The sequence below is a fragment of the Enterobacter sp. 01-M-02-SI-ECC genome (genome assembly GCF_047530595.1).
Lineage (GTDB): Bacteria > Pseudomonadota > Gammaproteobacteria > Enterobacterales > Enterobacteriaceae > Enterobacter > Enterobacter cloacae_M.
In genome coordinates this window covers 53,398-79,992 of sequence record NZ_JBLKCZ010000022.1, presented here as the reverse complement: position 1 = coordinate 79,992, position 26,595 = coordinate 53,398, and the positions used below count along the sequence as shown (strand labels likewise).

Here is a 26,595-nt window from a genome sequence, read left to right as displayed (position 1 = left end):
ACGCCTTCAGTAGCTGAACAGGAGGGACAGCTGATAGAAACAGAAGCCACTGGAGCACCTCAAAAACACCATCATACACTAAATCAGTAAGTTGGCACCCTTACCCTGTATAGGTACTCTCTGTTTTTCGTGGCCTGCCTCGCCCACGAATTTCGCCAGTCATGACTTTGCTCCTGCATTTTATTAACGGAAAAGAATAAGTGATTTTGCGCGGAGGCTTCAATCAGTTTATCCCCGGCGGTGACGAGGTGGCCACCTATGCCGACTGGACAGGGGACTGACTATTGCCATAACGCCATCGCAGGTTGCTTCAGTAAACCTGCTAATCCCGTACAATGGCGAATTCGCTATATCCGCTTCTCGCACTTAGCTGCCATAAATCGGCCAGGCAATCACAGGTCATTTCTGTCTCGCAAAGAAGGTGCCGTTTCTGCTTTGCGTTGACACCCCTAAATATTAGAATTAAAAGGAGAGAGTTACTGGAAAAAGGCAGCGGAGGCAGTGACAATCGTGGCTTGAAGCCACTACTCGATGGATGCGGACATGTAGTTGGCGTCATTCGACAAAACTAGCAAACTTCTAATAGTCACCATTTCTCCCGTCTGGCGGGAGTGCTGTCAAATGCCCCCCTCATCTCTGTGTGGGAAATGAAGGGTGAAGGGGAAATAGATGACAGCGTTATTTCTACGCCCAGAATACTGAATACCTTGTACAGACGATCAATACTGGCGCTAGCAGGGTTTGCTTCCAGGCGGGCATAGGTTTGCTGCGTTACGCCAAGCCTCTCAGACACATCTTTTTGCGTGAAGCCCTTGATTTTGCGAAACCCGATTAGCACAGGTCTGAGCTGGTTCAGCGTTTTTATCGGGAACTGATTATTCATAAGTGACCTGCCTCGCAGACTGAGTAGGGAGTACCGCCCTGTAATACAGCAGGTAAGGTGTATTTTGTGTTATACAGACTATAGGCTGTAAAACCTTTATTGAAAAGATGCTGATGTTCCAGGGGCATGCCGAGCATGGACGATTTTCTGCGGGGCGGTATTTCGCTACGGGGGAGATTGCGTTCGGGCAATGTACCGGTGTAAAAAACGTCAATTTTTCAAAACCGCTGTTATCGGGATAAGCTGAAAACTCCGAAGGCAGACACAGCCACGAATAATGTCAGACTTAAGCTCTGTAGCTGTCTTCTTTTGCCTGTAAATAACGTCTAGTTTGACTCTGATGAAGGCTGTACCAGGCAGAGAACATGTCACTCTCGGGGCCGGATGATAAAATGTGTTCAACTGGCTGGGCAGGGTAATAGCGAAGAACGTTCTCTGAAATTCGATTCAGCTCAGCGTAACGTGCGCTGTAGGTATGTATAATCCATTGCATCAATTTTGCATCCGTATTATTCGCAGATTACACACAAGAAGCTTAACAATGGCTGAAAGAGTGAGCAGGGATATGTAACAAAAACAAGGGCTTCAAGATGAACTGGATAAAACCGGAGCAGAGCAAGCCCTGTTCCGGTTTGTCAGGCTTTGGAATTTCTTCCAGGCCCCTGCAGCTAGTCACAACAAACACATTAATGTTTTCATTGCTTCAATTCAATATTATTGTGTGAAAGGGATTCCATCGAAATCGGCTTATGCATGCTTAAAACTAAACTGCCCCGGCTGCAGTCATTTGGTTGCTGTGGGCTCTGTACTGTGTCTAATAGTGAAAGAATCTTACGTTATAACGAAGGAAATTGCTGAATGACTCTACGATTGCAGACGGAATCACCCGCTGACCAGGATATGTTTAGAGGCAGCAGTCATGAAAAAGTTGCAGAGAATGTGGCTCAGATCATCAGGACACCTGATGTCAATATTATTGGTCTGGAAGGTGAGCTGGGTTCAGGTAAGTCAACAATATTGAAGTTCCTGCAGAAAAAGCTTAAAGATGATTTTACGTTCATTAACTTTGATGCAGAACGTTACCATCATGGCTCAACTAAAAAAGCGCTTATCGATGTCATCCACCACGGGGTCAGCCTACAATGTCCGGGCTCCCGGGATGTGTTGGATAAGTATAAAAATCTGGCTCTGGGTAACATCGTTGAATACGACAAGAGGGTCAGCAGCAGGCTAAGCTGGTTGACCGTCGTTTTTATTTTACTGTCATTGCTTTCCGTGCAGATGCTTCGTTATGTGCTAACAGACCTTAATCAATATTTTACTAACAAGGAGTCATTATTAGGGTGGCTTTTTTATGTTGAGGTGGCCGCGTTTCTTTCTCCTGCCATTATGGTCGCAGGACTGGCATGCCTGCAGAACATGGAATGGTACAGAAAGAAAGGGTATTCGAGTATTGGTGATTTGTTCAAACGCAACAGTACTGACAGGATTGAAGAGACTTGGCTAGTTAATAAGGAGGTCGGAGCTATTGAGCTGGCTGAAGCTCTGCAGGGATTTACCTCCAAAGAGGTCATTTCCCATGGAGATCGCTTCATCCTTATCATTGATAATCTGGACCGAATCAGTGCAGACAAAGTGAAAGAGCTCTGGAGTGATATGGAGCTTATTGCCGGAGCCACTCATGAACACTTCAGGATAGTGGTGCCCTATTCGGCAAGACAGGTTTCAGCCTCACTTTCTGTGGCGGGTTTCAGCGGGCGTGAGTTTATTGCAAAGCGGATTCCTGTAAGTTTTCAGGTTCCTCCTCTTATTTCGGCAGGATGGCAGGAAGCGTTAAGGCAGTACTGGAAAGAAACAGTAAATGAGGATGCAGGGATAGCGTGCCGGGAAGCAACGGTGTTGCTTGAGCGCTGGAAACCCTCTGAGTATCCTCGTATCACACCGCGATTAATGAAGAAGTTTGTTAATGATATTCATATTCTGAACCTTACCGTTCCTGCAACAGAAGATCATCGCCATATTCTTATTGCTCTCTACTTACTGGTGGTCAGATACGGGGAGCGAGATATTAAAGTATTACTTCGCGATCCCAAAGCTAGTCAGACCGAACCCGGTATTGCTCCGGATGATTTTGACGAGATGCTCTCGCTAACTTATCAACAAATATCCCGAATTTTTAATAACGATACAGAAAGATGGAGCGAATTTCTGATGAGCATCCACTATCAGTCCACGGTGGAGCTTGCCAGGAGCGAGTTGCTTGATACGCCTCTTAAAGACGCGATTGGTGCTATAAATATCCCACGGCTTGAAGAACTGACGGCCTTGTGGGGTTTCGCTGAAGCATGGCAGCGAGTGGCACCACATATTCAGATGCGAGACTGGCTGGTTTCTTATAGCCGGATGGATGAGAAGTGTCAGGCTCTCGCCGAACCGCAACTCAAAGTCGCAGTGCAAATGCTGAATCAGAGTTATGCTGTTTCACTCAGAGAAAAGAATGATGAAGGTTTCGTATTAAGTCTGCAGAAACTGATGGCTGACGGGCGGATAAGCCTAGAGCCTTTCGTCGAAAGGCAAATATCGTTTATTGTGAGTAAACTTGATGAAATTCAGGATTCAGAAAAATTGGAGGCTGAATCCACGAAGACGTTGCTGCAGGAAGCTGATTCATACTCTGTTCTGGCCGGTGAATCACTACTGAATAAAATGGAGAATTTTGTAGATGGCGTATTTTATGTGGAATACCTTGTCAATAATGAAGAGACCTTGTCAAACCTGAAAATTGGCACACTAGATATCGGAAATCACGGTCGGGAGGAGATGTTACGCTATGGAGCTGAGCAACCTCAGATAGACCTTTTTAATCCGGGAATTATCCGGCATATCAATATTGCATCGAAGGCGGTACAGAACGTAATTGGAAAGAATGATGGTACAGGTGGGGCTCAGGTTAGCTCTGCAATAATGACGCTTAAAAATCGTCAGGTTGTTGAGGACGTTATCCATTTCAGAAAAATTGTTCTGAGCCCGGACTGGAATAATAATGTTTTAAATCAATATTATCTTAATAATACGGCGACGAGGAATCTCTTCCCTGCGGAATTTGCTGCACAGGCTGTTGCTCACATGGTGCTCCATGGTAACTATGCCGGTATCGAGTCGTACAGTGAACATATTGGTGAGGAACGGTTTGACCTGGCTTTGGCTGCATATCTTCGTTATCTACGTACTGCCGAGAGTATCTTTATAGCACTTAAGGATAAAAATGTTCTGCCGTACATCAAAAATGCTGTTGGCAGGATTGTTGATTTAGGTCTTCTGGTGAATATACCTGTCCTGAGCTTTGTTAAAGGTCAGTATGACGTCATCAAAGAAGCTACAAATGCAACCTCTCTTTTAATATTTGTGCGAGAGCGTCAAAAAGCACTGTCAGAGAAAATAATTGAGTCTGATGTGAATGCTATGGGTCCAGTATTTCTCCATGACGTATATCAGTCAGGTGAGCAGTTTGATATTTTGAAGAAAAAGCTGAACGCCCTGGCATGTGGAGTATTTAGTTCTTCTGAAAGGCTTATTGAGTGTTTTACGGTTCTTCCTGTGAACATGCGCTTTATCCTTGAACAAATGCAACTTCAGGGGCAGCATATCCGGATGGAAGGTAGTGTGGGTATCTTTGCATCATGGTTCCGTGATGCAGAGCCAGACGTTGTCACAAATGCCGAGAACATTCATTTTCTGTGGTCTTGCCTCGACGATACCCAGAGAGAGACTGTACTTGATGAGTTGCACGATGTCTTACTTGAAAGACATATTCGTATTGACAGCCGTATTGCGATTATTACCCGTTTTCATAATGAGTTGTCGTTTATTGAACCTGAGAAGGCCGTTGAACGCAGGGCTATTGCGGCGCTGTTTAGCGCTTCTGTTGATAATGTATTATTGTCTCAATGGCTTGACCGTCAGACGTTTTCATTTTCATCATGGTCTCCGGAGGACGCCCGTACGGCAACGAGTTGTATAATGAATAACTCGGAGATTTTTCCTCTCATCTGCAGGAATTCACAGTATATTAAAAACAGAATGTTACCAGAGAAAGCGGACGTTACAGAAGATAGTGATACGTTTCCGGACTGAGTTCGTTCTTTAAATCCTATACCTGAAGACCACAGCGGTGGTCTTTGGGAGTTTTTTTATTGCCTGATATACATTAAGCATGTTATATCTTGCTAAGAAATAATCATTCAGAGATTAATCATAACTACTGAAGTTATGTTGTGTTCTTTTCTTTTAAAAATAAATTATTCAGATTTATTTTCTATTGATTTAATGAGGTAGGGAATGACAGAAAGTGCTTTGCTTTTGCGAGAGGCATTTAATGAATCGGTTAACTATATGACATGGTCTTTTTATTCACTGATAACTGCTTACGTTTCGATGGCTTTTTATGATAGAGTTGAGGTTAAGACCCGAATAAATAATTATCTGAATAAGTTACTTTTCGTGATTGCTATGTCCGTTTTTATCCCAAATATGTACTTTGTTTCAATGGTGTTCAGTCAGAAGTTAGGCACCGCAGCTGGCGTTGCGTCATTCATTATTGGGCTACTTTTCATGATGTTAAACTCGGCACCTGTAATTACTGGTATCGTACAGCAGCGCAAAGATTGAGTTTTATGAGTATAGTCAGTTGGGTTTTCATCTGTTTTATCAGACTTAGAAAAATGAAATCTTTCAATTCATTGATTTTAAACGCAAAAAAATTTCTAAATGATCAGAATTATAGGGTGCTCGCTCTGCTCCATTACCGAGCACGAAGGCCGTATTATCCAGAGCCGCTCTGAAGATTCGATCATCAATGAGATCGAAGCTATTCGCGACTCGGTGCCGGGCTTTACCGGCGTGATTTCCGACCTTGGCGGCCCAACCGCGAACATGTACATGCTGCGCTGCAAGTCGCCGCGCGCGGAGCAAACCTGCCGTCGCCTCTCCTGCGTCTATCCGAGCATTTGCGAGCATATGGACACCAACCACGAGCCGACGATCAACCTCTACCGCCGCGCGCGCGACCTGAAGGGCATCAAGAAGATCCTGATCGCGTCCGGGGTACGTTACGACATCGCCGTGGAAGATCCGCGCTACATCAAAGAGCTGGCGACGCACCACGTCGGCGGCTATCTGAAGATTGCGCCGGAGCACACCGAGGAAGGCCCGCTGTCGAAAATGATGAAGCCGGGCATGGGCAGCTACGATCGCTTTAAAGAGCTGTTCGATACCTATTCAAAGCAGGCGGGTAAAGAGCAGTATTTGATCCCATACTTCATCTCCGCCCACCCGGGCACGCGCGATGAAGACATGGTGAACCTGGCGCTGTGGCTGAAGCAGCGTCGCTTCCGTCTGGATCAGGTGCAGAACTTCTATCCGTCACCGCTCGCCAACTCGACGACCATGTATTACACCGGCAAGAACCCGCTGAGTAAGATTGGCTACAAGAGTGAAGAGGTGGTGGTGCCGAAAGGGGATAAACAGCGTCGTCTGCATAAAGCGCTGCTGCGTTACCACGATCCGAAAAACTGGCCGCTGATCCGTCAGGCGCTGGAAGAGATGGGTAAAAAACACCTGATCGGCTCGCGCCGCGACTGTCTGGTACCGGCCCCGACGCTGGAGGAGATGCGCGAAGCGCGTCGCCAGAACCGCAATACGCGCCCGGCGCTGACCAAGCATACGCCAATCGTGCATCAGCGTTCGAATGGTAATTCGAGTGTGAAGAAGCCCGTGAAGCGCAAAGCGTAAATAAAAAACCCCGGCAAGCCGGGGTTTTTATGTCGACACGTAGGCCGGGTAAGGCGAAGCCGCCACCCGGCTTTTTTACGCAATTACCCGCCAAACTGATCCGGGTCCGGCCCAAGCCGCTTGCCCTTATCCAGCTTCGCAATTTCCCCCAGCTCATCTTTGTCCAGACGGAAATCCCAGACGTCGAAGTTCTCGGCGATGCGCGATGGCGTGACCGATTTCGGGATCACCACCAGGCCGTTGTCCAGATGCCAGCGAATGACGATCTGCGCCGGGGTTTTGCCGTATTTATCCGCCAGGTCGCGAATAATTTTCTGATCGAACACGCCTTCGCCACCCTGTGCCAGCGGGCTCCAGGACTCGGTCTGGATTTTATGCGTGGCGTTCCAGGCGTGAAGCTGACGCTGCTGCAGCAGCGGGTGCAGTTCGATCTGGTTAATGACAGGCGCGACGCCCGTCTCGTCAATCAGCCGCTGCAGGTGATGAACCTGGAAGTTGCAGACGCCGATACTTTTCACCAGCCCCTCTTTCTGCAGTTCAATCATTCCTTTCCAGGCATCAACGTAATGGTCGATAGCCGGGACCGGCCAGTGCATCAGATAAAGATCGACGAAGTCGAGCTGGAGCTTCTCCAGGCTCTCCTGCAGGGCCTCGCGGGGACGCTTTTGATCGTCATTCCACAGTTTCGTGGTGATGAATAACTCATCGCGGGGGACACCGGCGCTGGCCAGTGCCTTACCCACGCCGTCCTCGTTTTTATATGCGGCGGCGGTATCAATGGACCGATAGCCGACTTCCAGGGCTTTATGAATGGCGGAGACGACCTCGTCGTTACCGGCTTTCCATACACCTAGCCCCAGCTGGGGCATCACGTTGCCGTCCTGCAGCTTGATTACGGTTTGGTTTGCCATTTTTCCTCCTTCAGGTGCGCATCGCCGGAGGGTTCCTCCGGCGATGGGTTGTGCATTAAGTCTGGACGAAATGTCAAAAAACGAAAGTCGGGAGGGCAAAAACGCTTAGCGTGCCGCTTCGTAGATGCGACGGCTGACGTCCAGCGTAATGTCGCCGTGCTCGCCCAGGTGGGTCATGCCGTGTTCTTCGAGTTTCGCCAGCAGGGCAGGGATGGAGCTGCCGTCCAGACCGTAGCCAGAGAGACGCGTTGGCACGCCCAGACCTTCAAAGAAGCTGCGGGTCGCTTCGATGGCGGCATCAATACGCGCATCGTCAGAACCCTCGGTGATGTTCCACACGCGTTCTGCGTACTGCAGCAGTTTGGCACGCTTGGTGTCCCGCTTTTCGTTCCACAGCGCAGGCAGCACAACGGCCAGCGTTTGCGCGTGGTCCAGACCGTGCATCGCCGTCAGCTCGTGGCCCAGCATGTGGGTTGCCCAGTCCTGCGGTACGCCAGCACCGATCAGGCCGTTCAGCGCCTGCGTTGCCGCCCACATGACGTTGGCACGCACGTCATAGTTTTCCGGCTCTTTCAGCGCTTTCGGACCTTCTTCGACGAGCGTCAGAAGAATGCCTTCCGCGAAGCGATCCTGAATTTTGGCATCTACCGGATACGTGACGTACTGCTCAACGGTGTGAACAAAGGCATCGACCACGCCGTTCGCCACCTGACGCGCAGGCAGTGTGTAGGTGTAAACCGGATCCAGGATCGCGAACACAGGTTGAACGTGTTCGTTCATGAAGGCCTGTTTGTCGCCGGTGGTTTTGCGGGAGATCACCGCGCCCTTGTTGGATTCAGAGCCGGTGGCCGGCAGGGTCAGCACGGAGCCCATCGGGATGGCGCTTTTAATGTCGCTGCCGCGAGTTTCCAGAATGTGCCACGGATCGATGCCGTCAGCGTAGTGCGCTGCCGCCGCGATGAATTTGGTGCCGTCCAGCACGGAGCCGCCGCCGACGGCCAGCAGGAAGGTGATCTTCTCTTCGCGGGCGATTTTCACCGCGTTCATCAGCGTTTCGTAAGACGGATTTGGCTCGATGCCGCCGAACTCTCGCACGTCCAGACCGTTCAGGGCGCTGTAAACCTGATCCAGCACGCCGGTTTTTTTCACGCTGCCGCCACCGTAGGTGATCAGTACGCGGGCGTCAGCGGGGATCTGGGCGCGCAGATCGGCGATAGCGTCTTTACCAAACAGAATGCGGGTTGGGGTGTGAAGATTAAAGTTGTTCATTGCTCGTTCCCTTTAGTGGGTGAAAAACCGTGGTGGCGCAGAGGGCGACCTGATGCTGCACATTGTGTCTGTCCGGGGCTATCCTCTCAATGCACATTCCTGCCGATGTCTTGCCCATTTCTACAGAGCGCTGGAGAAAGCGCGGAAAACGACGCACACTGTTAGCGTCGAAAACCGTACCCGGAGTAACGCAAGATGAACCGTGAGGCTATCTGCCAGCAGCTCACTGTGAAGATTAAGAGATTGATAGATAATGAGAATCGTGCCAGCGATCTGCTGCCGGATATTCGCCTGCTCTATGGCACGCAGCCGGGGACGCGCACGCCGGTCATGTACCAGCCGGGCATCGTTTTTCTCTTTTCAGGCCATAAAATTGGCTATATCAACGAGCGCGTGTTCCGCTACGACACCAATGAATATCTTCTCCTGACGGTACCTTTACCCTTCGAATGTGAAACCTTCGCGACAGAGGCCGTTCCGCTGGCCGGTATTCGCGTCAACGTCGATATTCTTCAGCTGCAGGAGCTGCTGATGGAGATTGGCGAAGATGAGTTCTTCCAGCCGTCTATGGCGTCGAGCGGGATTAACTCGGCGACGCTGTCGGAAGAGATCCTCTGCGCCATTGAACGTCTGCTGGACGTGATGGAAAGGCCGCTGGACGCACGTATTCTGGGCAAGCAGATCGTCCGCGAAATTCTCTACCATGTGCTGCTGGGCCCGGGCGGCGGGGCATTACTGGCTCTGGTGAGCCGACAGACCCACTTCAGCCTGATAAGCCGCGTGCTCAAGCGCATTGAAAGCCAGTACACGGAGAACCTCAGCGTCGACCAGCTGGCGGCGGAAGCGAACATGAGCGTCTCGGCGTTTCATCATAACTTCAAGTCGGTGACCAGCACCTCGCCGCTGCAGTACCTTAAAACCTACCGGCTGCATAAGGCGCGGATGCTGATGATCCACGACGGCATGAAGGCCAGCGCGGCGGCAATGCGGGTGGGTTACGAAAGCGCGTCGCAGTTCAGTCGGGAGTTTAAGCGCTATTTCGGCGTCACGCCGGGAGAAGATGCATCACGCATCCGAACCATGCAGGGAGCTTAAGCTTTTTCCTCTCCCCTATGGGGAGAGGGTCAGGGTGAGGGGATCACGCGCTGCAGTACTTCTTCTTAATCACCACCGCGATGGTTCCCACCAGTCCTGCCACCAGCAGGAACATCGGCAGTACCATCAGGAAGGTCATCACCTGATCTTCATGGTGTTTCACAAAGGGGATCATATTCAGCGCATAGCCGAGCGTGGTGACTACACCCACCCACAGCAGAGCGCTCAGCCAGTTGAAGAACTGGAATCGGCGGTTTGACAGACCGGAAATGCCCGCCATCGTAGGCAGAAGCGTGCGAACAAACGCGAGGAACCGCCCCGCCAGCAGGGCCAGCAGGCCATGCCTGTCGAACATGCAGGTTGCACGCTGATGATATTTATGCGGTAACTGCGCCAGCCAGCCTTTTACGACGCGGGTATTCCCAAGCCAGCGGCCCTGCAGATAGCTCAGCCAGCAGCCCAGGCTGGCTGCAGAGGTGAGAATAACCATCGTTGGCGTGAAGTCCATGACGCCTTTCCCGATTAATGCCCCGGCAAGTAAAAGCAGGCTGTCACCGGGTAAAAACGAGGCTGGCAGTAATCCATTTTCCAGAAACAGTGTTGCGAACATCACGAGGTAAACGATACCGACGACGTGAGGATCCGCCAGCGCGGCAAAGTCGTGTTGCCAGAGCGCCGCGATAATATCTTGAATAACAGCCATGGACTTTCCTGTGGAACAGCAGATATAGCACTATTGTACTCCCTTATTCGCCCGTCGGGTTTGATCCCGGGCGCAACTCATGCAGACTTTTCTCATTGCCGTGTCCACAAAAGCGTCCAGAGAGTACATTTTCAGCCAGCACTCTACACGATACGCTCGAACCCTGCTGCTAAATCGGCAATCAGATCGTCAACGTTTTCTAAACCGATATGCAGTCGAATCAGGGTACCGCTGAAGTCCACTTCACCGCCGGGACGCAGAGCCGCAACCTGTTCCGGCTGATTAGGCAGGATCAGGGATTCAAAACCGCCCCAGGAGTAGGCCATGCTGAAGAGGGTAAAATTATCCAGATAGCTCGCCAGCTCGTCGTTATTTAGCCGCTTTTTCAGTACGAACGAGAACAAACCGCTGCTGCCCGTAAAGTCACGCTGCCAAAATTCGTGGCCTTTACTGCCCGGTAGCGCGGGATGATTCACGCGCTCAACCTGCGGATGCTGCGCCAGCCATTCGGCCACCTTCAGGCTGCTTTCATGGTGCTGACGCAGGCGAACGCCCAGCGTGCGGAGTCCGCGGCTGGTCATGTAGGCCGTATCTGCATCCACCATCTGGCCCATCAGGTAGGCATTTTCACGCAGCTGATCCCAGCAGCGCGCGTTGGAAACCGCGGTGCCAATCATGCCGTCAGAGTGGCCTATCAGGTATTTCGTCGCCGCCTGAATCGAGATATCAATGTCGAATTCCAGCGCTTTAAACAGCACGCCCGCCGCCCAGGTGTTGTCGATCATCACGATCGCCTCTGGGGCTTTGCTACGCACGGCCTTCACGATAGCCGGCACGTCGTGAACTTCCATGGTGAGCGATCCCGGAGATTCCAGAAACACAATGCGCGTGTTTGGCTGAATAAGTTCGGCAATGCCTTCGCCAATCAGCGGGTCGAACCAGCCGGTCGTTACGCCGAGCTTGCTGAGGATTTTGGTACAGAAGTCCTGGCTGGGTTCATAGGCGGTGTTGGTCATCAGGATATGGTCGCCCTGTTCCACAAACGCCAGAATGGTGTTGGCGACCGCCGCCGCCCCGCACGGGAACAGCGCGCAGCCCGCGCCGCCTTCCAGCTCGCACATCGCCTCCTGCAGCGAAAAATGGGTTAGCGTGCCGCGACGGCCATAAAACAGCCCGCCTTTCGCGCGGTTGCGCGTGGCAATTTTTTTCTCCTCAACGGTATCAAACACCAGCGAGGAGGCTCGTTGAATCACGCTGTTGACCGATCCCTGCGTATATTTTTTGCTGCGTCCTGCCTGTACCAGCGTGGTATCAAGATGCTTCTTTGTCATGTTCGCTAACCCTGTTTTTATACGTCTGGACGTCCAGACTACCACGATTGGAAAAAACTGCACCCCGAGGCTTATCGAATAAGCAGAAAATATTAGCAAAAATTCGCATAAGAAATTTTTACTGCGTAAGCGCAAGGAAAGTGAGCGAAAATTACGGCACCATGCAAATACTAATGAGAACTACTATCAATTCGACGACGTTTTGATATTATTACGCTCAGATTTTGTGATTTGCGTCCTGGAGATACAGAGTGGGTAATAATTTGATGCAGACGGATCTCTCCGTTTGGGGCATGTATCAGCATGCTGACATCGTGGTTAAGATTGTGATGATCGGCCTGATTCTGGCGTCCGTTGTCACCTGGGCTATTTTCTTCAGCAAGAGCGCCGAGCTGCTTTCTCAGAAGCGCCGCCTTAAGCGGGAACAGCAGCAGCTGGCAGAAGCCCGCTCTCTGGATCAGGCTGCAGATATGACCTCATCCTTTCACGCGAAAAGCCTGACCACCCTGTTAGTGAATGAAGCACAGAACGAGCTGGAACTATCCGCTGGCAGTGAAGATAACGAAGGCATCAAAGAACGTACCGGTTTCCGCCTGGAGCGTCGCGTTGCGGCCGTTGGCCGACACATGGGACGCGGCAATGGTTATCTGGCGACCATCGGCGCGATCTCACCGTTTATCGGTCTTTTCGGAACGGTCTGGGGCATCATGAACAGCTTTATCGGTATCGCGCAGACCCAAACCACCAACCTGGCGGTCGTGGCGCCGGGTATCGCAGAAGCGCTGTTGGCGACGGCAATCGGTCTGGTTGCCGCTATTCCGGCGGTGGTCATCTACAACATCTTCGCGCGTATGATTGGCAGCTACAAAGCCACGTTGGGTGACGTTGCCGCGCAGGTTCTGCTGCTGCAAAGCCGCGATCTCGACCTGAACGCCAGCTCGGTTAAGCCGGTGCACGCGGCGTCTAAACTGCGCGCAGGTTAAGAGTATGGCGATGCGTCTAAACGAAAATCTGGACGATAACGGCGAAATGCATGAAATCAACGTGACGCCGTTTATCGACGTCATGCTGGTTCTGCTGATTATCTTCATGGTGGCCGCACCGCTGGCGACGGTCGATGTGAAAGTTAATCTGCCTGCCTCTTCCAGCCAGCCCCAGCCGCGCCCGGAGAAGCCTATCTACCTGTCGGTGAAGGCGGATAAATCCATGTTCCTCGGGAATGACCCGGTGACGGCCGACTCGGTCATCCCGGCGCTGGAGCAGCTTACGGGCGGTAAGAAAGACACCACGGTCTTCTTCCGTGCGGATAAAACCGTTGATTATGAAACCATGATGAAGGTAATGGACACGCTGCATCAGGCGGGTTACCTGAAGATTGGACTGGTCGGCGAAGAGAAAGCGGCCTCGAAGTGATAAAGAAGCTGGCGAAAGCCGGCTTTTTTTATGCCTGCCGGTTTATGCGTTTTTGCTATCCGTCGGTGCGGTAGAGGGGGTTGCCAGCGCGTCCTCATCAAGCGCCACGCAGGTGACGTTTGAGGTACGGTACTCACCGTCGGACAGCTTGCGCGTCAGACGCAGGGTGGCGATTTCTCTGGCAAGCAGATATTGATAATTGGCCTCAAGACGTCCCAGAAGCTTCTCTTTCAGTTCTGGCCGCTGCTCTATAATGGCGTTCATCACGGCACCGTAAATTTCTTCTTTGACCTGTAGCGGATAAATTTCACGGCGATTCTGCCATTTCAGACGAACCAGCGTCGCCGGGATCGATACCAGGTCTTGCGTAATACGCGTCATCTCGTCATTTTTTGTGTTTCTCAGTGCGTCGAGATTTTGCTTTAAGATAAATTCATCACTTTTTTTATCTTCTAAAGTCAAATAAACGTCGTTGTTTTTAACTTCTTTCACGTTAATCTTCCCCCAGGCTATAAAAAATTGGGTTGTTTTTTTCGCGCGTAATTAAATTAAGCCAAATTTCATTGCCCGCTTCATTAATTTCTTCGGTTTTCTCGGCCATTATTTGACTTAGTTTCTGGGCATCTATTTCACCCTCGGCCTGCAGGTCATTCAACAGGTGGACAAAGGCTTCAATTTTTATGGCGCGAAATAAGCGGTCTTTTATATGGCGATCGTGCTCTTCCAGCAACATATTTCGGGATTTGCCAGTTCGGGAAACACCAATTAATATATCGGGCTCGAAATCAGAGAGCTTTCTTTTCCCCTGAGTGAAACTGGCCTCTTTTTCTGCTTCCGTCGGTTGCTGTTCCACAGGCGTAATGTGGTACTTAGCCGGGACGAGATAGTCGGGCAGCATTTTTAATTTCCTTTATTTTCAACAGGGTGGGGTTGGTAAAGGCGTGAGATTCGTTGACAATATCATGAGGCAAATTTAAAATCAAAAAAAATGGAGCCTACCCATGAACAGCATCTTTTTTACGGTCATCACATTACTATTACTGACCGCTGGTGTGCTTTTATTGATGCAGGAGTTCAATAAAACGAAAGTGTCGAAAGACACCAGTGAACCCCCGCAACCTGAACTGATGACAAAAGAGGAAGGGGAAGACCATTTCTCTGTATTGATGAACTCCGTTACGCCTGTCTGGTACTGGCGGGTGAACCACGAATATATCGACTTTTTACACGCGACAATTAAGCGCATGAAAATGTCGGAAATTAATGATACGCCCGGACTGTTTGAGGCGCAGCGTCGCTGTAGCGATCTGAATTCAGCAGTCTATAAATATTATGACAATATTAAAAAGCGCTGCCTTAACGGCGAGAAGGTCTCTTATTCCGATCTGGACGTATTAAATTTGCGCCAGTGTTTTCGCGAGTTCAGTCTGGAAGCCTATCCTGAACTGGTGGCGCTTGTCTGGCCGGAGTACGCACGTCCCGAGGTTAACCCAGACAACGTCTGAGTGACGTACCGTTGAGTTATTGCAAACAGCCAGCGCCGTTGAGATATACTGGGCGCTGGTTTCTTTTGCAAACAGGACCTTATGGAACGCTTTTTTGAAAATGCCATGTACGCCTCTCGCTGGATACTGGCCCCCGTCTATTTTGGCCTCTCGCTGGCACTTATCGCGCTGACGATTAAGTTCTTTCAGGAAATCTGGCATGTTCTGCCGAACATTTTTTCTATTGCCGAAGCGGATTTGATTCTGGTTCTGCTGTCGCTGGTGGATATGACCCTGGTGGGCGGGCTGCTGGTGATGGTGATGTTCTCCGGCTACGAGAATTTTGTCTCCCAGCTCGATATCGACGAGCGTAAAGAGAAGCTCAGCTGGCTGGGCAAAATGGATGCTTCGTCGCTGAAGAATAAAGTGGCCGCGTCGATTGTGGCGATCTCCTCTATCCACCTGCTACGCGTGTTTATGGACGCGAAGAACGTGCCGGATAACAAACTGATGTGGTACGTCATTATCCACCTGACGTTTGTGCTGTCTGCGTTTGTGATGGGGTATCTGGATAAGATCAGTAAGAAGTAAAGTACGCCTTACCCCTCACCCTAACCCTCTCCCCAAAGGGGAGAGGGGACTGCTCGGTGCGGCATTATTTATCAGACGACGCCTGCCACAGATTCAACTCCCCATCCGCAACATGCTGGTCAATCCGCTTGAGTTCGTCCTCCGTAAAGCGCAGGTTTTCCAGCGCCTGAACATTCTCTTCCAGCTGTTCCGGGCGGCTTGCGCCAATCAGCACGGACGTCACGCGCGTATCTTTCAGCAGCCAGCTTAGCGCCATCTGCGCCATCGTTTGTCCGCGCGCCTGCGCCATCTCATTCAGCAGGCGAAGGCTGTTCAGGTTGGCGTCGGTCAGCATCTTCTGCGTCAGGCCGCGCGCTTTATTCCCTTCGCGCTGCATGCGTGAACCTTCAGGAATACCGTTCAGGTATTTTCCGGTCAGCAGCCCCTGCGCCAGCGGGGTAAAGGCAATACACCCCGTACCGTTTGCTTCCAGCGCATCCAGCAGGCCGGTCTTATCGACCCAGCGGTTAAGCAGGTTATAGGACGGCTGGTGGATCAGCAGCGGGATCTTCCACTCGCGCAGCAGCTCGGCCATTTTCTGCGTGCGATCGGTCGAGTAGGAGGAAATGCCGACATACAGCGCTTTCCCACTCTGCACGGCGTGGGCCAGCGCGGAGGCCGTCTCTTCCATCGGCGTGTTTTCATCCACGCGGTGGGAGTAGAAAATATCCACGTAGTCGACGCCCAGACGCTGCAGGCTCTGGTCGAGGCTGGCGAGCAGATATTTGCGTGAACCGCCCGAACCGTACGGCCCCGGCCACATGTCGTAACCCGCCTTGGTGGAGATAATCAGCTCGTCGCGGTACGCGGCAAAGTCCTCACGCAGCAGGCGGCCGAAATTCTCCTCCGCGCTGCCCGGCGGCGGGCCATAGTTATTGGCGAGATCGAAATGGGTGATGCCGAGGTCGAAGGCTTTTCGCAGCAGCGCGCGCTGGGCGTCAAGAGGCTGGACGTGGCCGAAGCTATGCCACAGTCCCAGCGACAGCGCGGGCAGGCGCAGGCCACTTTTACCGCAATAACGATATTGCATACTCTCATAGCGGCCAGGGTAAGGGTGCCAGGACATGATGTCTCCTTTCTTATTGATGAATTTTTCGAAACAACGTTTTCATCTGAACTTACCACATCGCAAATGACATCCCTAAGCTCGGGCCTAATGATTAACGACTGCTGTGTGACCAGTGAAGCCACGCTAATTAAAAATGATCACAAAACGTTATAATTTCCCTTTTTCCTGCCGATAACGAGAGTAGTACTCGCCTCTGGGCGAACTCACCCTCACGGCAAGGAAGACTTATGAATATGCTCCGTAATTTCACGATCCGCTTCGTCATGCTGACGATTCTCGGGATCTTTTGTTTAATGTGGGCGGGTGTTGGCTTGTACAGCACCTGGTCCCTTTCTCGCGTTTCAGATGGCAACGAAGTCGATCGCCAGCTGGTTAAACAGATGACGGTACTCAGCCAGGGTAACGATCAATATTTCCGCTTTGTGACCCGTCTGAGCCGCGCAATGGAAGTCAAAGCCGCAGGCGGCACGCCGGATCTGTCCTCTGCCCAACAGGCGCTGGATAACATGGGCAAGAAACTGGCCGAGATGAAGGCGATCTCCCCAGGCCCGATGGATGAGCAGATCTCTTCCAGGGTGATTGGCACCTGGCAGGCGCTGCTTGAACAGGGCGTAACGCCGCAAATGCAGCAGGCGAAGCAGGGGGCTCTGGAGGGGTATCGCCAGCAGGCCAACAACGTCACGCCGCCGCTGAGCCGCGCGTTTGGTGCGGCCGCTGAGGAGTTCAACAATGCCGCCGCGAAGTCGCTCGACAGCACCCGCGTGGTGGTGGACGGCCTGACAAGCATGACCCGCACGGTGATTATCGTTGCCACGATTATCGGCCTGCTGATCCTGCTCTTCACCGACCGTTACCTGGTGGCGATGCTGGTCAAACCGCTGGATCGCATTCGCCAGCAGTTCCGCCAGATTGCCCAGGGCGATCTCAGCCAGCCCATTGAGCCGTTCGGCCGCAACTGCGTGGGCCAGCTGGTGCCGCTGCTGAGCGCTATGCAGGACAGCCTGCGCGAAGCGGTCAGCACGATCCGCTCCGGCAGTGAAAATATCTGGCGCGGCGCGACGGAAATCTCCAGCGGTAACAACGATCTCTCTTCCCGTACCGAAGAGCAGGCGGCTGCGCTGGAAGAGACGGCAGCCAGCATGGAACAGCTGACCGCCACGGTGAAACTAAATGCGGAAAGCGCGCGTCAGGCCAGCCAGCTGGCCGATGTGGCCTCAACTACCGCCAGCCGCGGCGGTTCGCTGGTGGAAGAGGTAGTGACCACCATGAGCGGTATTTCGGAAAGCTCGAAGAAAATCGCTGAAATCACTAACGTTATCAACAGCATTGCCTTCCAGACCAATATTCTGGCGCTCAATGCGGCGGTTGAAGCAGCGCGCGCGGGTGAACAGGGGCGTGGTTTCGCGGTAGTGGCAGGAGAAGTTCGCAATCTGGCAAGCCGCAGCGCCAACGCGGCAAAAGAGATTGAAGGGCTGATTACCGACTCCGTTTCCCGCGTAGAGCAGGGGGCGCAGCTGGTGAGCGACACCGGCACCACCATGGATGCGATTTTGCGGGACGTAACGGAAGTGACGACCATCATGAAGCAAATCGCTTCCGCCTCTGAGGAGCAAAGCAAGGGCATTTCGCAGGTCGGGATTGCCATTACCCAGATGGACGGCGTTACCCAGCAAAACGCCTCGCTGGTTGAAGAAGTTTCCGCGGCGGCGGCGGCGCTGGAGCGTCAGACCGAAGAGCTTCAGCGCTCGGTGCAAAAGTTCCGCCTGACGGCATAACGCAACGTTTCAAGGCCGCCGGATGCGGCCTTGTATTATTAACGCCTTCCCCATTCAGCCCCTTCTGAAACTGCTATTCTTTTGCTAACCCCACTGACGTTCTGGGCTCTCTTCTTCGAGGTGTTGCTATGAACAGATCGTTATCTGTCATTCCTGTCCTTTCTTGCATTCTTCTGATGCTGTTCTCGGTTTCTGCCAGTGCGACCCAGCAGGCGCAGGAGCGGCGCGTGGCGCGTGATGTCAGGCAGGAAACCCGTGACGCGTCGCGGCAGGTGAAGCAGACCTGCGTGGCGAACAATAACCAGAGCAATCACGACTGCCGTCAGGACAAGCGTCAGATGAAACAGTCCGGAAGACAAAAAGCGCGGGACATTAAGTATTAATGCAACAGGTGAGGCGGCATGCAGGCATGTCTCTTACCGCCATTTCCAGTAGTGTTTCAGTATGACGATCGTCATTGATGCTTCGCCCGGCTAGAACTTTAGGGCGTATTTTGACGTGCGTCCCACGCTGGTACGTTTAACCCTGCAGCTGCAATTCGGGAAATCGGATATCCCGTTGCGGATGCCACTTCCGCAATACGCTTAAATGAAGGGTTACCGTTTGGTGAAAGTGATTTATAGAGTGATTCGCGAGAAATGCCTGCACGTTTAGCAATGACGGTCATCCCGCCAGAGGCTTCAATCACATGTCGTAAAGCCAGCATGAACGCCTCATAGCCTCCGGGCTCGTCAATTTCAATAAAAGCCTGATGAAGATATACGGGCGCGAAATCCGGAGAATCTTTCAGGAGCTGTACCATTGCGTCATCATGAAGTACTGATTTAGCCATTCCGATTTCCTCTTATATCCTGCGCTTGTAGTCGTTGAGATACTCAACGGCCCTGTCAATATCTGCATTTTGCTCAGATATGCATCAAAAGGGTCGTACCCGTCTGCTGTGATGTAGTGTTTGACCTTAGTCATTATTGTAGCCTGCAGTTTACGATAAGCAACTGCATTGTAAACTTCAGGCTACGACAGGCAACTGTTCACAGGGTTGTGGCAGTGGGGAAGATGTGATTTCTGAAAGCGGATCGCAAAAATGTGAGACCTTGTGCGGAGGGATTACTGCATAGCAACGAGGCCGGGCTCGCAGAGCGCTGCCCGGCTGTATTTATCAGTGCGTCGCTTCACCAATCAGCGCGCCCGTGCCCGCACCAACGGCCGCACCTTTCAGCACGCTCTTGCCGGTCACCGCCGCGGCACCTGCGCCCACGGCAGCACCTACCGCACCGCCTTTACGCGCGGCTTTACCTTTGCCGCCGTTTTTGAACATAGCACCCGTGCCTGCGCCAACAACGGCGCCGCCAACGGTCGATTTCAGATCTTTGCCAGTGGCCGCGCCAATCGCCGCGCCTGCTACCGCGCCAGCTGCAGTTTTATCGATGGCCATTCCCGAGGTGGAGAAAATGAGGGCGCTGATAACCAGCGTTGTTTTAATAAGTTTCATAACAGATCCTTTGTGACTGCTGTCGGTTGAGACGTCGTTTCTCACTCTCTGACGCGAGAAAAACGTCCAGATAGTGCCAGCAATACCGGTTCAACCTTTAAGCTAATCATGCCCTGGGCAAGGATCTCAGCTGCCGGGCGGGGATCCGCCCGGCGGAACATTACGCCTGACGCTTATCTTCCGTATTGGTCTCGAAGTCGCTCGCCGCATGGCGCTCGTGGAGCTGCTCGTTCAGCTCGCCGCTGGTGCGGTTAACGATGCGTCCGCGCTTAACGGCATGGCGATTCGCCACGTCTTTCGCCCAGCGCTGGACGTTGGTGTACTTCTCTGCATCCAGGAACTCGGCGGCGTTGTACACGCTGCCCAGCGCCACGCAGCCGAACCATGGCCAGATTGCCATATCCGCGATGGTGTACTCCTCACCCGCCACGTAGCGACCGCGCGCCAGCTGTTTATCCAGCACGTCGAACAGGCGTTTGGCTTCCATGGTAAAGCGGTCAATTGCGTACTCAATTTTTACCGGCGCGTAGTTGTAGAAGTGGCCGAAGCCGCCGCCGAGGAACGGCGCCGCACCCTGCAGCCAGAACAGCCAGTTCAGGGTCTCGGTGCGCCCCGCCGGATCTTTCGGCAGGAAGTGGCCGAATTTCTCTGCCAGATAAAGCAGGATATTGCCGGACTCAAATACGCGCGTTGGCGGGTTCGTGGAGTGGTCACGAAGCGCCGGAATTTTCGAGTTCGGGTTCACCTCAACAAACCCGCTGGAGAACTGATCGCCCTCGCCGATGCGGATCAACCATGCGTCATACTCCGCGCCCGTCACGCCCAGCGCCAGCAGCTCTTCGAGCATGATCGTCACTTTCTGACCGTTCGGTGTCCCGAGAGAATAAAGCTGCAGCGGGTGGGAGCCCACGGGCAGATCTTTCTCATGGGTCGCGCCGGAAATCGGGCGGTTAATATTGGCGAACGCGCCGCCGCCGTTCTTTTTCCATTCCCACACTTTTGGTGGCTGATACGTGTTGTCTGACATGTTGGCCTGCCTTTTGAGTGATGTGTTGAGGCAGTGTAGCAGGAGATTTGTGAGGCGTTTAACGTTGCGAGCGCAATCAATTAACCGCTATTCCTTCTGGCGCTTATATATAACAAATCCGACATAAGCTTAATCGAAAATCGCATTTTCATAATTAATGCGTAAACCGATAAAGCTGAATATGATGCTTCAACATAAATAAAAGATGCAGTAATAAACACTTTATAAGGCAAGGAGTTAGTGAGATGCGCAAGCTTCTGTTATCGGCATTGGTGGTTTCGCTCGCGTTAGGCCTGGCGGGCTGTGATGATGCGAAAAATAAAGAGACAAATACGCCCTCAGCGGCAAAAAACGACGCGCCAAAAGAGGGCGGTTCGCTAATTATTGGAATTACCTCCGGCGACCCGCTAGCCGTTAATCCGCTCTATGCCAGTGACCGTACGACGTTAACGATCATGCAGGCGCTCTACGCCCCGCTGTACAGCTTTAATAACGGCAACATTGAGTGGGGCCTGGCGGAAAGCCTGACGCCTTCCGCCGACAACCTGAGCTATACCCTGACGTTAAAACCCAACCTCAAATGGCAGGACGGACAGCCGCTGACGGCGGATGACGTGGTCTTCACCTTTAACAAGCTGCTGGATGCCAAACAGCACAGCTTCTTCCGCAGCATGTTCACCTACGGCGGCAAGCCTGTTGAGGTGAGTAAGGTTGACGACCGTACCGTTAAGTTCACCCTACCGCAGGTCAGCGCAGCCTTTACCGGCACCCTGGTACAGATCTACCCGATTCCGCAGCACGTGTTCGCCGGTGAAGGCGACCTTGAAAAGAGCAGCAAAAACGATGCGCCGGTAGGCTCCGGGCCGTTCAAATTCAAAGAGTATCGCGCCGGGCAGTATTACGCCCTGACCCGTTTTGACGATTACTGGAACGGCAAAGCGAAGCTTGATTCGGTCACCTACCGTTTCGCCAAAGACAGCAACGCCGCCAACCTTGCGCTGCAAAACGGGGAAATTAACCTCAAGATGGTTGACCCGCAGGATGTGAACCGCCTGAAAAATACCGGTAAGTTTGACTTCGTGGTCTATCCGGAAGGCCGTCTGGCCTATATGACGTTCAACCAGAACGTGCCGGTGATGAAGAGCAAAGCGCTGCGCCAGGCCATCGCGTATGCCATCAACAAAGACGAGCTCACTCAGACCGCGTTTACCTCGCTGGACTACGCTAAACCGGCGACCTCGTTCCTGACGCCAGATACGCTTTACAAGACGGATGACGTCGAGCAGTACAAGTTCGATCTGCAAAAAGCCAAAGACCTGCTGAAGACGTCCGGCGCGCCGGACAACCTCAAGCTGCGCCTGGCGTATGTGAACACCAACAAAACCCAGGAGAGCATGGCGCTCTACATTCAGCAGGCGCTGAAGGGCATTGGGGTGAACGTGGAGCTGATGCCGCTGGACTCCAACGCCATGTCCCAGCGCAGCCTCGATATGAACAACACCGCGTGGGAGCTGAACCTGGGCGGCTACATCATGGGCTCCGAGCCGGACGGCTACAAATCGCTGTTCATGAGCAACGAAGCCTATAACTACGCGCACTACAAAAATCCGCAGTTTGATGCCCTGTGGGATAAAGGCGCTGTGGAAACCGACGCCGCAAAACGTGCTGATATCTACAAGCAAATTCAGCAGACCGTGGCGAACGACATGACGTACTACCCAATCGCCTATACCAATGCGACCGTCGCGGTAGACAAGCGTTTCGGCGGTACCCAGGAAGCGGAGCCGAAACCGGTCTATCTGTTCCAGGATCTGTCAAAAATCTATCAGAAATAAGTAATTGCCCCGGCCGTCGGGTCGGGGCCTTGGTAAGGGCACGTCGTGAACACACTTCTCACGCGTCGGCTGCTGCAGCTGCTGCCGATGCTGTTCTTTATTTCGCTGGTGGCGTTTTTGCTGGTCAAACTGGCGCCCGGCGATCCGGTGGCGGCGTACATTACGCCGCGTATGGCTCCGGAAGATATCGAACGTATCCGCCAGAGCCTGGGGCTGGATAAGCCGCTGGTCACGCAGTACGTCCTGTGGCTGAAAAATGTCCTGCAGGGCGATCTCGGCTATTCGCTGATTTACCACCGCCCGGTGCTGGAGATGATCGGCGAACGCATTCCGGCCACGCTGGGGCTGATGGGCGCGTCGCTGCTGCTGGCGATCGTGCTGGCGATCCCGCTGGGCCTGCTGGCGGGGGCATTCAAGCATCGCTGGTTGGATCACCTGCTTAACCTGTTCGCCTATATCGGCATCTCGGTGCCGATTTTCTGGTTCGGCATCTTGCTCATTACGGTCTTTGCCGTGCAGCTTAGCTGGTTCCCCAGCATGGGGATGCGCACCATCGGCATGCAAGATAACGCGCTGGACGTGCTGCGTCACGGCGTACTGCCGTGTATTGCCCTCACGTTCTACAACCTCTCCAGCTATGTGCGCTACATCCGCTCCAACACTATCTCGCAGCTCTCGGCCGACTACGTGCAAACCCAGCTTGCCTACGGCGCGACGCGCTCCAGTATTCTGTTTCGGCACGTGCTGAAAAACGTGCTGCTGCCGGTGATTACCCTGTTCGGCCTGTCGTTCGGAGAGCTGATTGTGGGGGCCTATGTGACGGAAAGCGTCTTCTCCTGGCCGGGTATGGGGCTGCTCGGGATCCAGTCGATCGCCTCGCTGGATTACCCGCTGATTATGGCGATCATCATGCTCTCGTCGATGATGCTGATCGTCGGAAACCTGATCGCCGACGTGCTTTATCGCTTCGCCGATCCCCGCATTCGTACGCTGAGGTAACCCGGATGAGCAGACGCTGGCAGCAGGTTCGTCACCAGCTGCGCCGCAACCGTCCGGCGCAGTTCTCCCTGTTTGTGCTTTTTATTTTCGTTGTCGCCGCGCTCTTTGCTGGCTTAAGTCCGTACGACCCGGATCGGATGGCGCTCGGCGCGCGCACGTTGCCGCCGGATGCCGCGCACTGGTTTGGCACCGACGAATACGGCCGCGACTACTTCACCCGCGCGCTGTATGGCGGCCAGATCTACCTGATGGTCGGTTTTCTCGCCATGCTCTTTTCCACGCTTATCGGCACGGTGGTGGGAACGGTGAGCGGCTATTTTGGCGGCTGGCTGGATAACCTGATGATGCGCGCCGTGGATATCCTGATGGCCATTCCGGCCTTCTTCCTGCTGCTGGTAGTGAATGCTTACCTCAAGCCGGGCATGGATAACATCATTCTGATTATCAGCCTGCTGACGTGGATGAACATGTCGCGTCTGGTGCGTGCTGAAACCCTGTCGGTGAAAGAGCGCGAGTACGTGCTTTATGCCCGCTCGTCGGGAGAGCATCCGCTGCGCATCATCGTGCGCCACATCATTCCCGGCGTGCTGCCGACCATTATCGTGGCGGCCACGCTCAATATCGCCTCGGCCATTCTGATGGAGTCAACGCTCAGCTTCTTAGGGCTGGGCGTGCAGGCGCCCGCGGCGTCGTGGGGAAGCATGCTTAACAACGCCCAGTCTTATATTGGCGAAGCGTCGTGGCTGGCGATGTTCCCCGGCATTCTGATCCTGCTGACGGTGTTCAGCTTTAACGTGCTGGGCGATGTGTTCCGTACCGCCTTTGAGCCGGGAGCGAATCGCGATGAGTAACTTATTAGCGCTTGAGAACCTGCAAACCACGTTCCGCACCCGCGAGGGCGAGGTTCACGCGGTGCGCGGCGTGAGCTTTCAGGTTAAGCCGGGGGAAGTTGTCGGCATCGTCGGCGAATCGGGCTGCGGGAAAAGCGTCACCTGTAAGTCAATTATCCAGCTTCTGGGGAGCAACGGACGGATAACCGGCGGCAGCATCCGCTTCCAGAATGAGGATCTGGCGCAGAAAACGCCCGCTCAGATGCGCGCCATTCGCGGCAACGAGATCGCGATGATTTTTCAGGATCCGATGACCGCCCTGAACCCGGTGCTGACCATCGGCAAGCAGATGGCTGAGATCCTGATGCGCAACAAAGGGTTGACCAAAAAAGCGGCCAAAGCGGCGGCCATCGCCATGCTGGAAAAGGTGGGCATTGCCGGGGCGGAACGGCGATACGACCAGTATCCCCACGAGTTCAGCGGCGGGATGCGCCAGCGGGTGATGATCGCCATTGCACTCTCCTGCAACCCGAAGCTTCTTATTGCCGATGAACCGACCACCGCGCTGGACGTCACCATTCAGGCGCAGATCCTGCGCCTGCTGAAAAGTCTGCAACAGCAGACCCGGACCGCGATTTTGCTGATCACCCACGATCTCGGCGTGGTGGCGCAGGTCTGCAGCCGCGTGGTGGTGATGTACGGCGGGCTGGTGATGGAGGAGGGCAGCGTGGAGGACATTTTTTATCGCCCTGCGCATCCTTACACCCAGGGGCTGCTGGCCTCGCTGCCGCGCCCGGAGGAGGTGAATCAGCGTCTATCGCCTATTGAAGGTTCGCCGCCCGGCCTGCTTAACCCTCCGCCGGGCTGTCCGTTCGCGGAGCGCTGTCCGAAGCGCATGCCCCAGTGTGAACGACAGCCTGCATTTTACGCCGCCGGAGAGGGCCATCGCGCCGCCTGCTGGCTATGGGCCGACAAGGAGATTCAGGCATGAATGAACAACAGGCGCCATTAGTGAGCGTGCGCGAGCTGCGCAAACACTATCCTCTCAACGGCGGTTTGCTGCGTAAAGGCGCGGCCGTGAAGGCGGTTGACGGCGTGAGCTTTGATATCCAGCCCGGCGAGACGTTTGGCCTGGTGGGGGAGTCCGGCTGCGGAAAATCCACCCTCGGGCGCGCCATCCTGCGCCTGTTCGATATCACCTCAGGCGAGATCCACTTCGCCGGGCAGGCGATTGCCCACGCCCGCGAAAAAGAACTCAAGCCGCTGCGTAAGCGGATGCAGGCGATTTTTCAGGATCCTTACTCCTCGCTCAACCCCGGTATGACGGTGCGACAGCTGGTGGCCGAGCCGATGCAGATCCACGGCTACAGCCGCGAAGAACAGCGGGAACGGACGGAAACGCTGCTCTACAGGGTGGGGCTGAAGCACGAGCACCTTGAACGGTTCCCGCATGAGTTCAGCGGCGGGCAGCGTCAGCGCATCAGTATTGCCCGCGCGTTGTCCGTGCATCCTGAATTCGTGCTGTGCGATGAGCCGCTCTCGGCGCTGGACGTCTCGGTGCAGGCACAGGTGGTGAATATTCTGCAGGATCTGCAGCAGGAGCTGGGGCTAACCTATCTGTTCATCGCCCACGATCTGTCCATGGTGCGGCATATCTCCAGCCGCATTGGGGTGATGTATCTTGGCAAACTGGTGGAGGTGGCCCCGGCGAATGAACTGTATCAGCGTCCGGCGCACCCTTACACCCGCGCGCTGCTGGCGGCGGTTCCCCAGCCCGATCCGCGCATCCGCAACCTCGAAGACGCCACCCTGCGCGGCGACGTTCCAGGCCCCACGTCCGCGCTGCCGGGCTGTAAGTTCTGCAGCCGCTGCCCGCACGCCATGCCGGTGTGCCAGACGCAGGAGCCTGCCATGCAGGAGATCGCGCCAGGGCATTTCGCGGCGTGCTGGCTGTTTAACATGTAGTTAATGCGCTGCGCGGGTGTATGATAAATGTCCCTCTGTCAGGTTAATTACAACGTGCAGACGACGACAACCCATAAAAAATTGCCGGCTGCCT

Annotated in this window: 25 protein-coding genes and 1 pseudogene; 15 read left to right on the top strand and 11 right to left on the bottom strand. The window is 53.6% G+C overall.

From position 1 onward, the window contains the following. Positions 1-586 precede the first annotated feature (586 nt). A complete protein-coding gene (locus tag ACMWLG_RS21025) occupies positions 587-883 on the bottom strand; it encodes a helix-turn-helix transcriptional regulator (protein ID WP_017384073.1) in 297 nt (98 codons plus the stop codon). Between the two features lie 858 nt (positions 884-1,741). Between ACMWLG_RS21025 and ACMWLG_RS21020 the strand changes: the two genes are divergently transcribed. The 3 genes and pseudogenes from ACMWLG_RS21020 to ACMWLG_RS21010 all read left to right on the top strand — a co-directional run. Then, complete coding sequence (locus tag ACMWLG_RS21020; protein WP_021242119.1) at positions 1,742-5,017, top strand: P-loop NTPase fold protein; 3,276 nt, start codon at positions 1,742-1,744, stop codon at positions 5,015-5,017. Between the two features lie 204 nt (positions 5,018-5,221). Then, the gene (locus tag ACMWLG_RS21015; protein ID WP_000140246.1) at positions 5,222-5,551 is read left to right on the top strand and encodes a hypothetical protein; all 330 of its coding nucleotides are present in this window, start codon (positions 5,222-5,224) and stop codon (positions 5,549-5,551) included. Between the two features lie 114 nt (positions 5,552-5,665). Then, positions 5,666-6,673: pseudogene (locus ACMWLG_RS21010) on the top strand (radical SAM protein); the annotation flags it as partial. Positions 6,674-6,756: 83 nt separating this feature from the next. Here ACMWLG_RS21010 and dkgA read toward each other — a convergent pair. Continuing rightward, positions 6,757-7,584 (bottom strand): 2,5-didehydrogluconate reductase DkgA, encoded by an 828-nt coding sequence (gene dkgA, locus ACMWLG_RS21005; RefSeq protein ID WP_045403984.1) that lies wholly within the window; start codon positions 7,582-7,584, stop codon positions 6,757-6,759. A gap of 105 nt (positions 7,585-7,689) precedes the next feature. Then, entirely contained in the window at positions 7,690-8,853 is a 1,164-nt protein-coding gene (gene yqhD / locus ACMWLG_RS21000) for an alcohol dehydrogenase (protein WP_045403982.1), read from the bottom strand. 195 nt (positions 8,854-9,048) lie between these two features. On the opposite strand from yqhD, the gene ACMWLG_RS20995 reads away from it, so the two are divergent. Then, on the top strand, positions 9,049-9,948 hold the full coding sequence (locus ACMWLG_RS20995) for an AraC family transcriptional regulator (RefSeq protein ID WP_045403980.1): 900 nt from the start codon (positions 9,049-9,051) through the stop codon (positions 9,946-9,948). Between the two features lie 43 nt (positions 9,949-9,991). Here the strand turns inward: ACMWLG_RS20995 and yghB are convergent, their stop codons facing one another. After that, positions 9,992-10,651: a DedA family general envelope maintenance protein YghB gene (yghB, locus tag ACMWLG_RS20990; protein WP_023309176.1), complete on the bottom strand. Its 660-nt coding sequence runs from the start codon at positions 10,649-10,651 to the stop codon at positions 9,992-9,994. 143 nt (positions 10,652-10,794) lie between these two features. Continuing rightward, entirely contained in the window at positions 10,795-11,982 is a 1,188-nt protein-coding gene (gene metC / locus ACMWLG_RS20985) for a cystathionine beta-lyase (RefSeq protein WP_045403978.1), read from the bottom strand. A 251-nt stretch (positions 11,983-12,233) separates the two neighbouring features. On the opposite strand from metC, the gene exbB reads away from it, so the two are divergent. Both exbB and exbD read left to right on the top strand, forming a co-directional pair. After that, a complete protein-coding gene (gene exbB, locus ACMWLG_RS20980; RefSeq protein ID WP_023309174.1) occupies positions 12,234-12,965 on the top strand; it encodes a tol-pal system-associated acyl-CoA thioesterase in 732 nt (243 codons plus the stop codon). 4 nt (positions 12,966-12,969) lie between these two features. After that, complete coding sequence (gene exbD, locus ACMWLG_RS20975; protein ID WP_023309173.1) at positions 12,970-13,395, top strand: TonB system transport protein ExbD; 426 nt, start codon at positions 12,970-12,972, stop codon at positions 13,393-13,395. A gap of 42 nt (positions 13,396-13,437) precedes the next feature. On the opposite strand, the gene ACMWLG_RS20970 is transcribed toward exbD, so the two are convergent. Together ACMWLG_RS20970 and ACMWLG_RS20965 are read right to left on the bottom strand one after the other, a co-directional pair. Beyond that, the gene (locus tag ACMWLG_RS20970; protein WP_023309172.1) at positions 13,438-13,887 is read right to left on the bottom strand and encodes a hypothetical protein; all 450 of its coding nucleotides are present in this window, start codon (positions 13,885-13,887) and stop codon (positions 13,438-13,440) included. A gap of 1 nt (position 13,888) precedes the next feature. Then, complete coding sequence (locus ACMWLG_RS20965) at positions 13,889-14,293, bottom strand: hypothetical protein (RefSeq protein WP_023309171.1); 405 nt, start codon at positions 14,291-14,293, stop codon at positions 13,889-13,891. 103 nt (positions 14,294-14,396) lie between these two features. On the opposite strand from ACMWLG_RS20965, the gene ACMWLG_RS20960 reads away from it, so the two are divergent. Next, the gene (locus tag ACMWLG_RS20960; RefSeq protein ID WP_023309170.1) at positions 14,397-14,900 is read left to right on the top strand and encodes an ESA_00282 family adhesion-associated protein; all 504 of its coding nucleotides are present in this window, start codon (positions 14,397-14,399) and stop codon (positions 14,898-14,900) included. An 81-nt stretch (positions 14,901-14,981) separates the two neighbouring features. Continuing rightward, the gene (locus ACMWLG_RS20955; RefSeq protein ID WP_023309169.1) at positions 14,982-15,470 is read left to right on the top strand and encodes a TIGR00645 family protein; all 489 of its coding nucleotides are present in this window, start codon (positions 14,982-14,984) and stop codon (positions 15,468-15,470) included. A 64-nt stretch (positions 15,471-15,534) separates the two neighbouring features. Here the strand turns inward: ACMWLG_RS20955 and ACMWLG_RS20950 are convergent, their stop codons facing one another. Continuing rightward, positions 15,535-16,575, bottom strand: a complete 1,041-nt coding sequence (locus tag ACMWLG_RS20950) for an aldo/keto reductase (RefSeq protein ID WP_045403973.1) — start codon at positions 16,573-16,575, stop codon at positions 15,535-15,537. Between the two features lie 230 nt (positions 16,576-16,805). Between ACMWLG_RS20950 and ACMWLG_RS20945 the strand changes: the two genes are divergently transcribed. Both ACMWLG_RS20945 and ACMWLG_RS20940 read left to right on the top strand, forming a co-directional pair. Then, positions 16,806-18,353: a methyl-accepting chemotaxis protein gene (locus tag ACMWLG_RS20945; protein ID WP_045403971.1), complete on the top strand. Its 1,548-nt coding sequence runs from the start codon at positions 16,806-16,808 to the stop codon at positions 18,351-18,353. A 128-nt stretch (positions 18,354-18,481) separates the two neighbouring features. Then, complete coding sequence (locus ACMWLG_RS20940; protein ID WP_023309166.1) at positions 18,482-18,736, top strand: hypothetical protein; 255 nt, start codon at positions 18,482-18,484, stop codon at positions 18,734-18,736. Between the two features lie 98 nt (positions 18,737-18,834). On the opposite strand, the gene ACMWLG_RS20935 is transcribed toward ACMWLG_RS20940, so the two are convergent. The 3 genes from ACMWLG_RS20935 to yghU all read right to left on the bottom strand — a co-directional run bounded on the left by ACMWLG_RS20935 (position 18,835) and on the right by yghU (position 20,872). Beyond that, positions 18,835-19,185 (bottom strand): DNA-binding protein, encoded by a 351-nt coding sequence (locus ACMWLG_RS20935; protein ID WP_045403969.1) that lies wholly within the window; start codon positions 19,183-19,185, stop codon positions 18,835-18,837. Positions 19,186-19,512: 327 nt separating this feature from the next. Continuing rightward, on the bottom strand, positions 19,513-19,845 hold the full coding sequence (locus tag ACMWLG_RS20930; RefSeq protein ID WP_029740720.1) for a hypothetical protein: 333 nt from the start codon (positions 19,843-19,845) through the stop codon (positions 19,513-19,515). Between the two features lie 160 nt (positions 19,846-20,005). Beyond that, the gene (gene yghU / locus ACMWLG_RS20925; protein WP_045403966.1) at positions 20,006-20,872 is read right to left on the bottom strand and encodes a glutathione-dependent disulfide-bond oxidoreductase; all 867 of its coding nucleotides are present in this window, start codon (positions 20,870-20,872) and stop codon (positions 20,006-20,008) included. Positions 20,873-21,117: 245 nt separating this feature from the next. Between yghU and ACMWLG_RS20920 the strand changes: the two genes are divergently transcribed. From ACMWLG_RS20920 to ACMWLG_RS20900, 5 genes are read left to right on the top strand one after another with little or no spacing between them, the layout of a single operon-like run. Next, the gene (locus ACMWLG_RS20920; protein ID WP_045403963.1) at positions 21,118-22,707 is read left to right on the top strand and encodes an ABC transporter substrate-binding protein; all 1,590 of its coding nucleotides are present in this window, start codon (positions 21,118-21,120) and stop codon (positions 22,705-22,707) included. 45 nt (positions 22,708-22,752) lie between these two features. After that, entirely contained in the window at positions 22,753-23,706 is a 954-nt protein-coding gene (locus ACMWLG_RS20915) for an ABC transporter permease (protein ID WP_047634577.1), read from the top strand. Positions 23,707-23,711: 5 nt separating this feature from the next. Continuing rightward, a complete protein-coding gene (locus ACMWLG_RS20910; protein ID WP_045619870.1) occupies positions 23,712-24,557 on the top strand; it encodes an ABC transporter permease in 846 nt (281 codons plus the stop codon). Continuing rightward, positions 24,550-25,527, top strand: coding sequence for an ABC transporter ATP-binding protein (locus ACMWLG_RS20905; protein ID WP_045403959.1), 978 nt, complete (start codon positions 24,550-24,552; stop codon positions 25,525-25,527). Before ACMWLG_RS20910 ends, ACMWLG_RS20905 begins: the two co-directional genes overlap by 8 nt. Further along, positions 25,524-26,501 (top strand): ABC transporter ATP-binding protein, encoded by a 978-nt coding sequence (locus tag ACMWLG_RS20900; RefSeq protein ID WP_045403957.1) that lies wholly within the window; start codon positions 25,524-25,526, stop codon positions 26,499-26,501. Before ACMWLG_RS20905 ends, ACMWLG_RS20900 begins: the two co-directional genes overlap by 4 nt. The last annotated feature ends 94 nt before the right edge of the window (positions 26,502-26,595 follow it).

What these genes read in the sequence shown, in the direction of transcription:
- ACMWLG_RS20965 (WP_023309171.1), bottom strand. Translation starts at nt 14,293, where the DNA reads ATGCTGCCCGACTATCTCGTCCCGGCTAAGTACCACATTACGCCTGTG.
- yqhD (WP_045403982.1), bottom strand. Translation starts at nt 8,853, where the DNA reads ATGAACAACTTTAATCTTCACACCCCAACCCGCATTCTGTTTGGTAAA.
- ACMWLG_RS20940 (WP_023309166.1), top strand. Translation starts at nt 18,482, where the DNA reads ATGAACAGATCGTTATCTGTCATTCCTGTCCTTTCTTGCATTCTTCTG.
- ACMWLG_RS21015 (WP_000140246.1), top strand. Translation starts at nt 5,222, where the DNA reads ATGACAGAAAGTGCTTTGCTTTTGCGAGAGGCATTTAATGAATCGGTT.
- ACMWLG_RS20995 (WP_045403980.1), top strand. Translation starts at nt 9,049, where the DNA reads ATGAACCGTGAGGCTATCTGCCAGCAGCTCACTGTGAAGATTAAGAGA.
- ACMWLG_RS20900 (WP_045403957.1), top strand. Translation starts at nt 25,524, where the DNA reads ATGAATGAACAACAGGCGCCATTAGTGAGCGTGCGCGAGCTGCGCAAA.
- ACMWLG_RS20955 (WP_023309169.1), top strand. Translation starts at nt 14,982, where the DNA reads ATGGAACGCTTTTTTGAAAATGCCATGTACGCCTCTCGCTGGATACTG.
- ACMWLG_RS20920 (WP_045403963.1), top strand. Translation starts at nt 21,118, where the DNA reads ATGCGCAAGCTTCTGTTATCGGCATTGGTGGTTTCGCTCGCGTTAGGC.
- ACMWLG_RS21020 (WP_021242119.1), top strand. Translation starts at nt 1,742, where the DNA reads ATGACTCTACGATTGCAGACGGAATCACCCGCTGACCAGGATATGTTT.
- ACMWLG_RS20935 (WP_045403969.1), bottom strand. Translation starts at nt 19,185, where the DNA reads ATGGCTAAATCAGTACTTCATGATGACGCAATGGTACAGCTCCTGAAA.
- yghU (WP_045403966.1), bottom strand. Translation starts at nt 20,872, where the DNA reads ATGTCAGACAACACGTATCAGCCACCAAAAGTGTGGGAATGGAAAAAG.
- dkgA (WP_045403984.1), bottom strand. Translation starts at nt 7,584, where the DNA reads ATGGCAAACCAAACCGTAATCAAGCTGCAGGACGGCAACGTGATGCCC.
- ACMWLG_RS20950 (WP_045403973.1), bottom strand. Translation starts at nt 16,575, where the DNA reads ATGTCCTGGCACCCTTACCCTGGCCGCTATGAGAGTATGCAATATCGT.
- metC (WP_045403978.1), bottom strand. Translation starts at nt 11,982, where the DNA reads ATGACAAAGAAGCATCTTGATACCACGCTGGTACAGGCAGGACGCAGC.
- ACMWLG_RS20960 (WP_023309170.1), top strand. Translation starts at nt 14,397, where the DNA reads ATGAACAGCATCTTTTTTACGGTCATCACATTACTATTACTGACCGCT.
- yghB (WP_023309176.1), bottom strand. Translation starts at nt 10,651, where the DNA reads ATGGCTGTTATTCAAGATATTATCGCGGCGCTCTGGCAACACGACTTT.
- ACMWLG_RS20905 (WP_045403959.1), top strand. Translation starts at nt 24,550, where the DNA reads ATGAGTAACTTATTAGCGCTTGAGAACCTGCAAACCACGTTCCGCACC.
- ACMWLG_RS20945 (WP_045403971.1), top strand. Translation starts at nt 16,806, where the DNA reads ATGAATATGCTCCGTAATTTCACGATCCGCTTCGTCATGCTGACGATT.
- ACMWLG_RS20930 (WP_029740720.1), bottom strand. Translation starts at nt 19,845, where the DNA reads ATGAAACTTATTAAAACAACGCTGGTTATCAGCGCCCTCATTTTCTCC.
- ACMWLG_RS21025 (WP_017384073.1), bottom strand. Translation starts at nt 883, where the DNA reads ATGAATAATCAGTTCCCGATAAAAACGCTGAACCAGCTCAGACCTGTG.
- ACMWLG_RS20910 (WP_045619870.1), top strand. Translation starts at nt 23,712, where the DNA reads ATGAGCAGACGCTGGCAGCAGGTTCGTCACCAGCTGCGCCGCAACCGT.
- exbD (WP_023309173.1), top strand. Translation starts at nt 12,970, where the DNA reads ATGGCGATGCGTCTAAACGAAAATCTGGACGATAACGGCGAAATGCAT.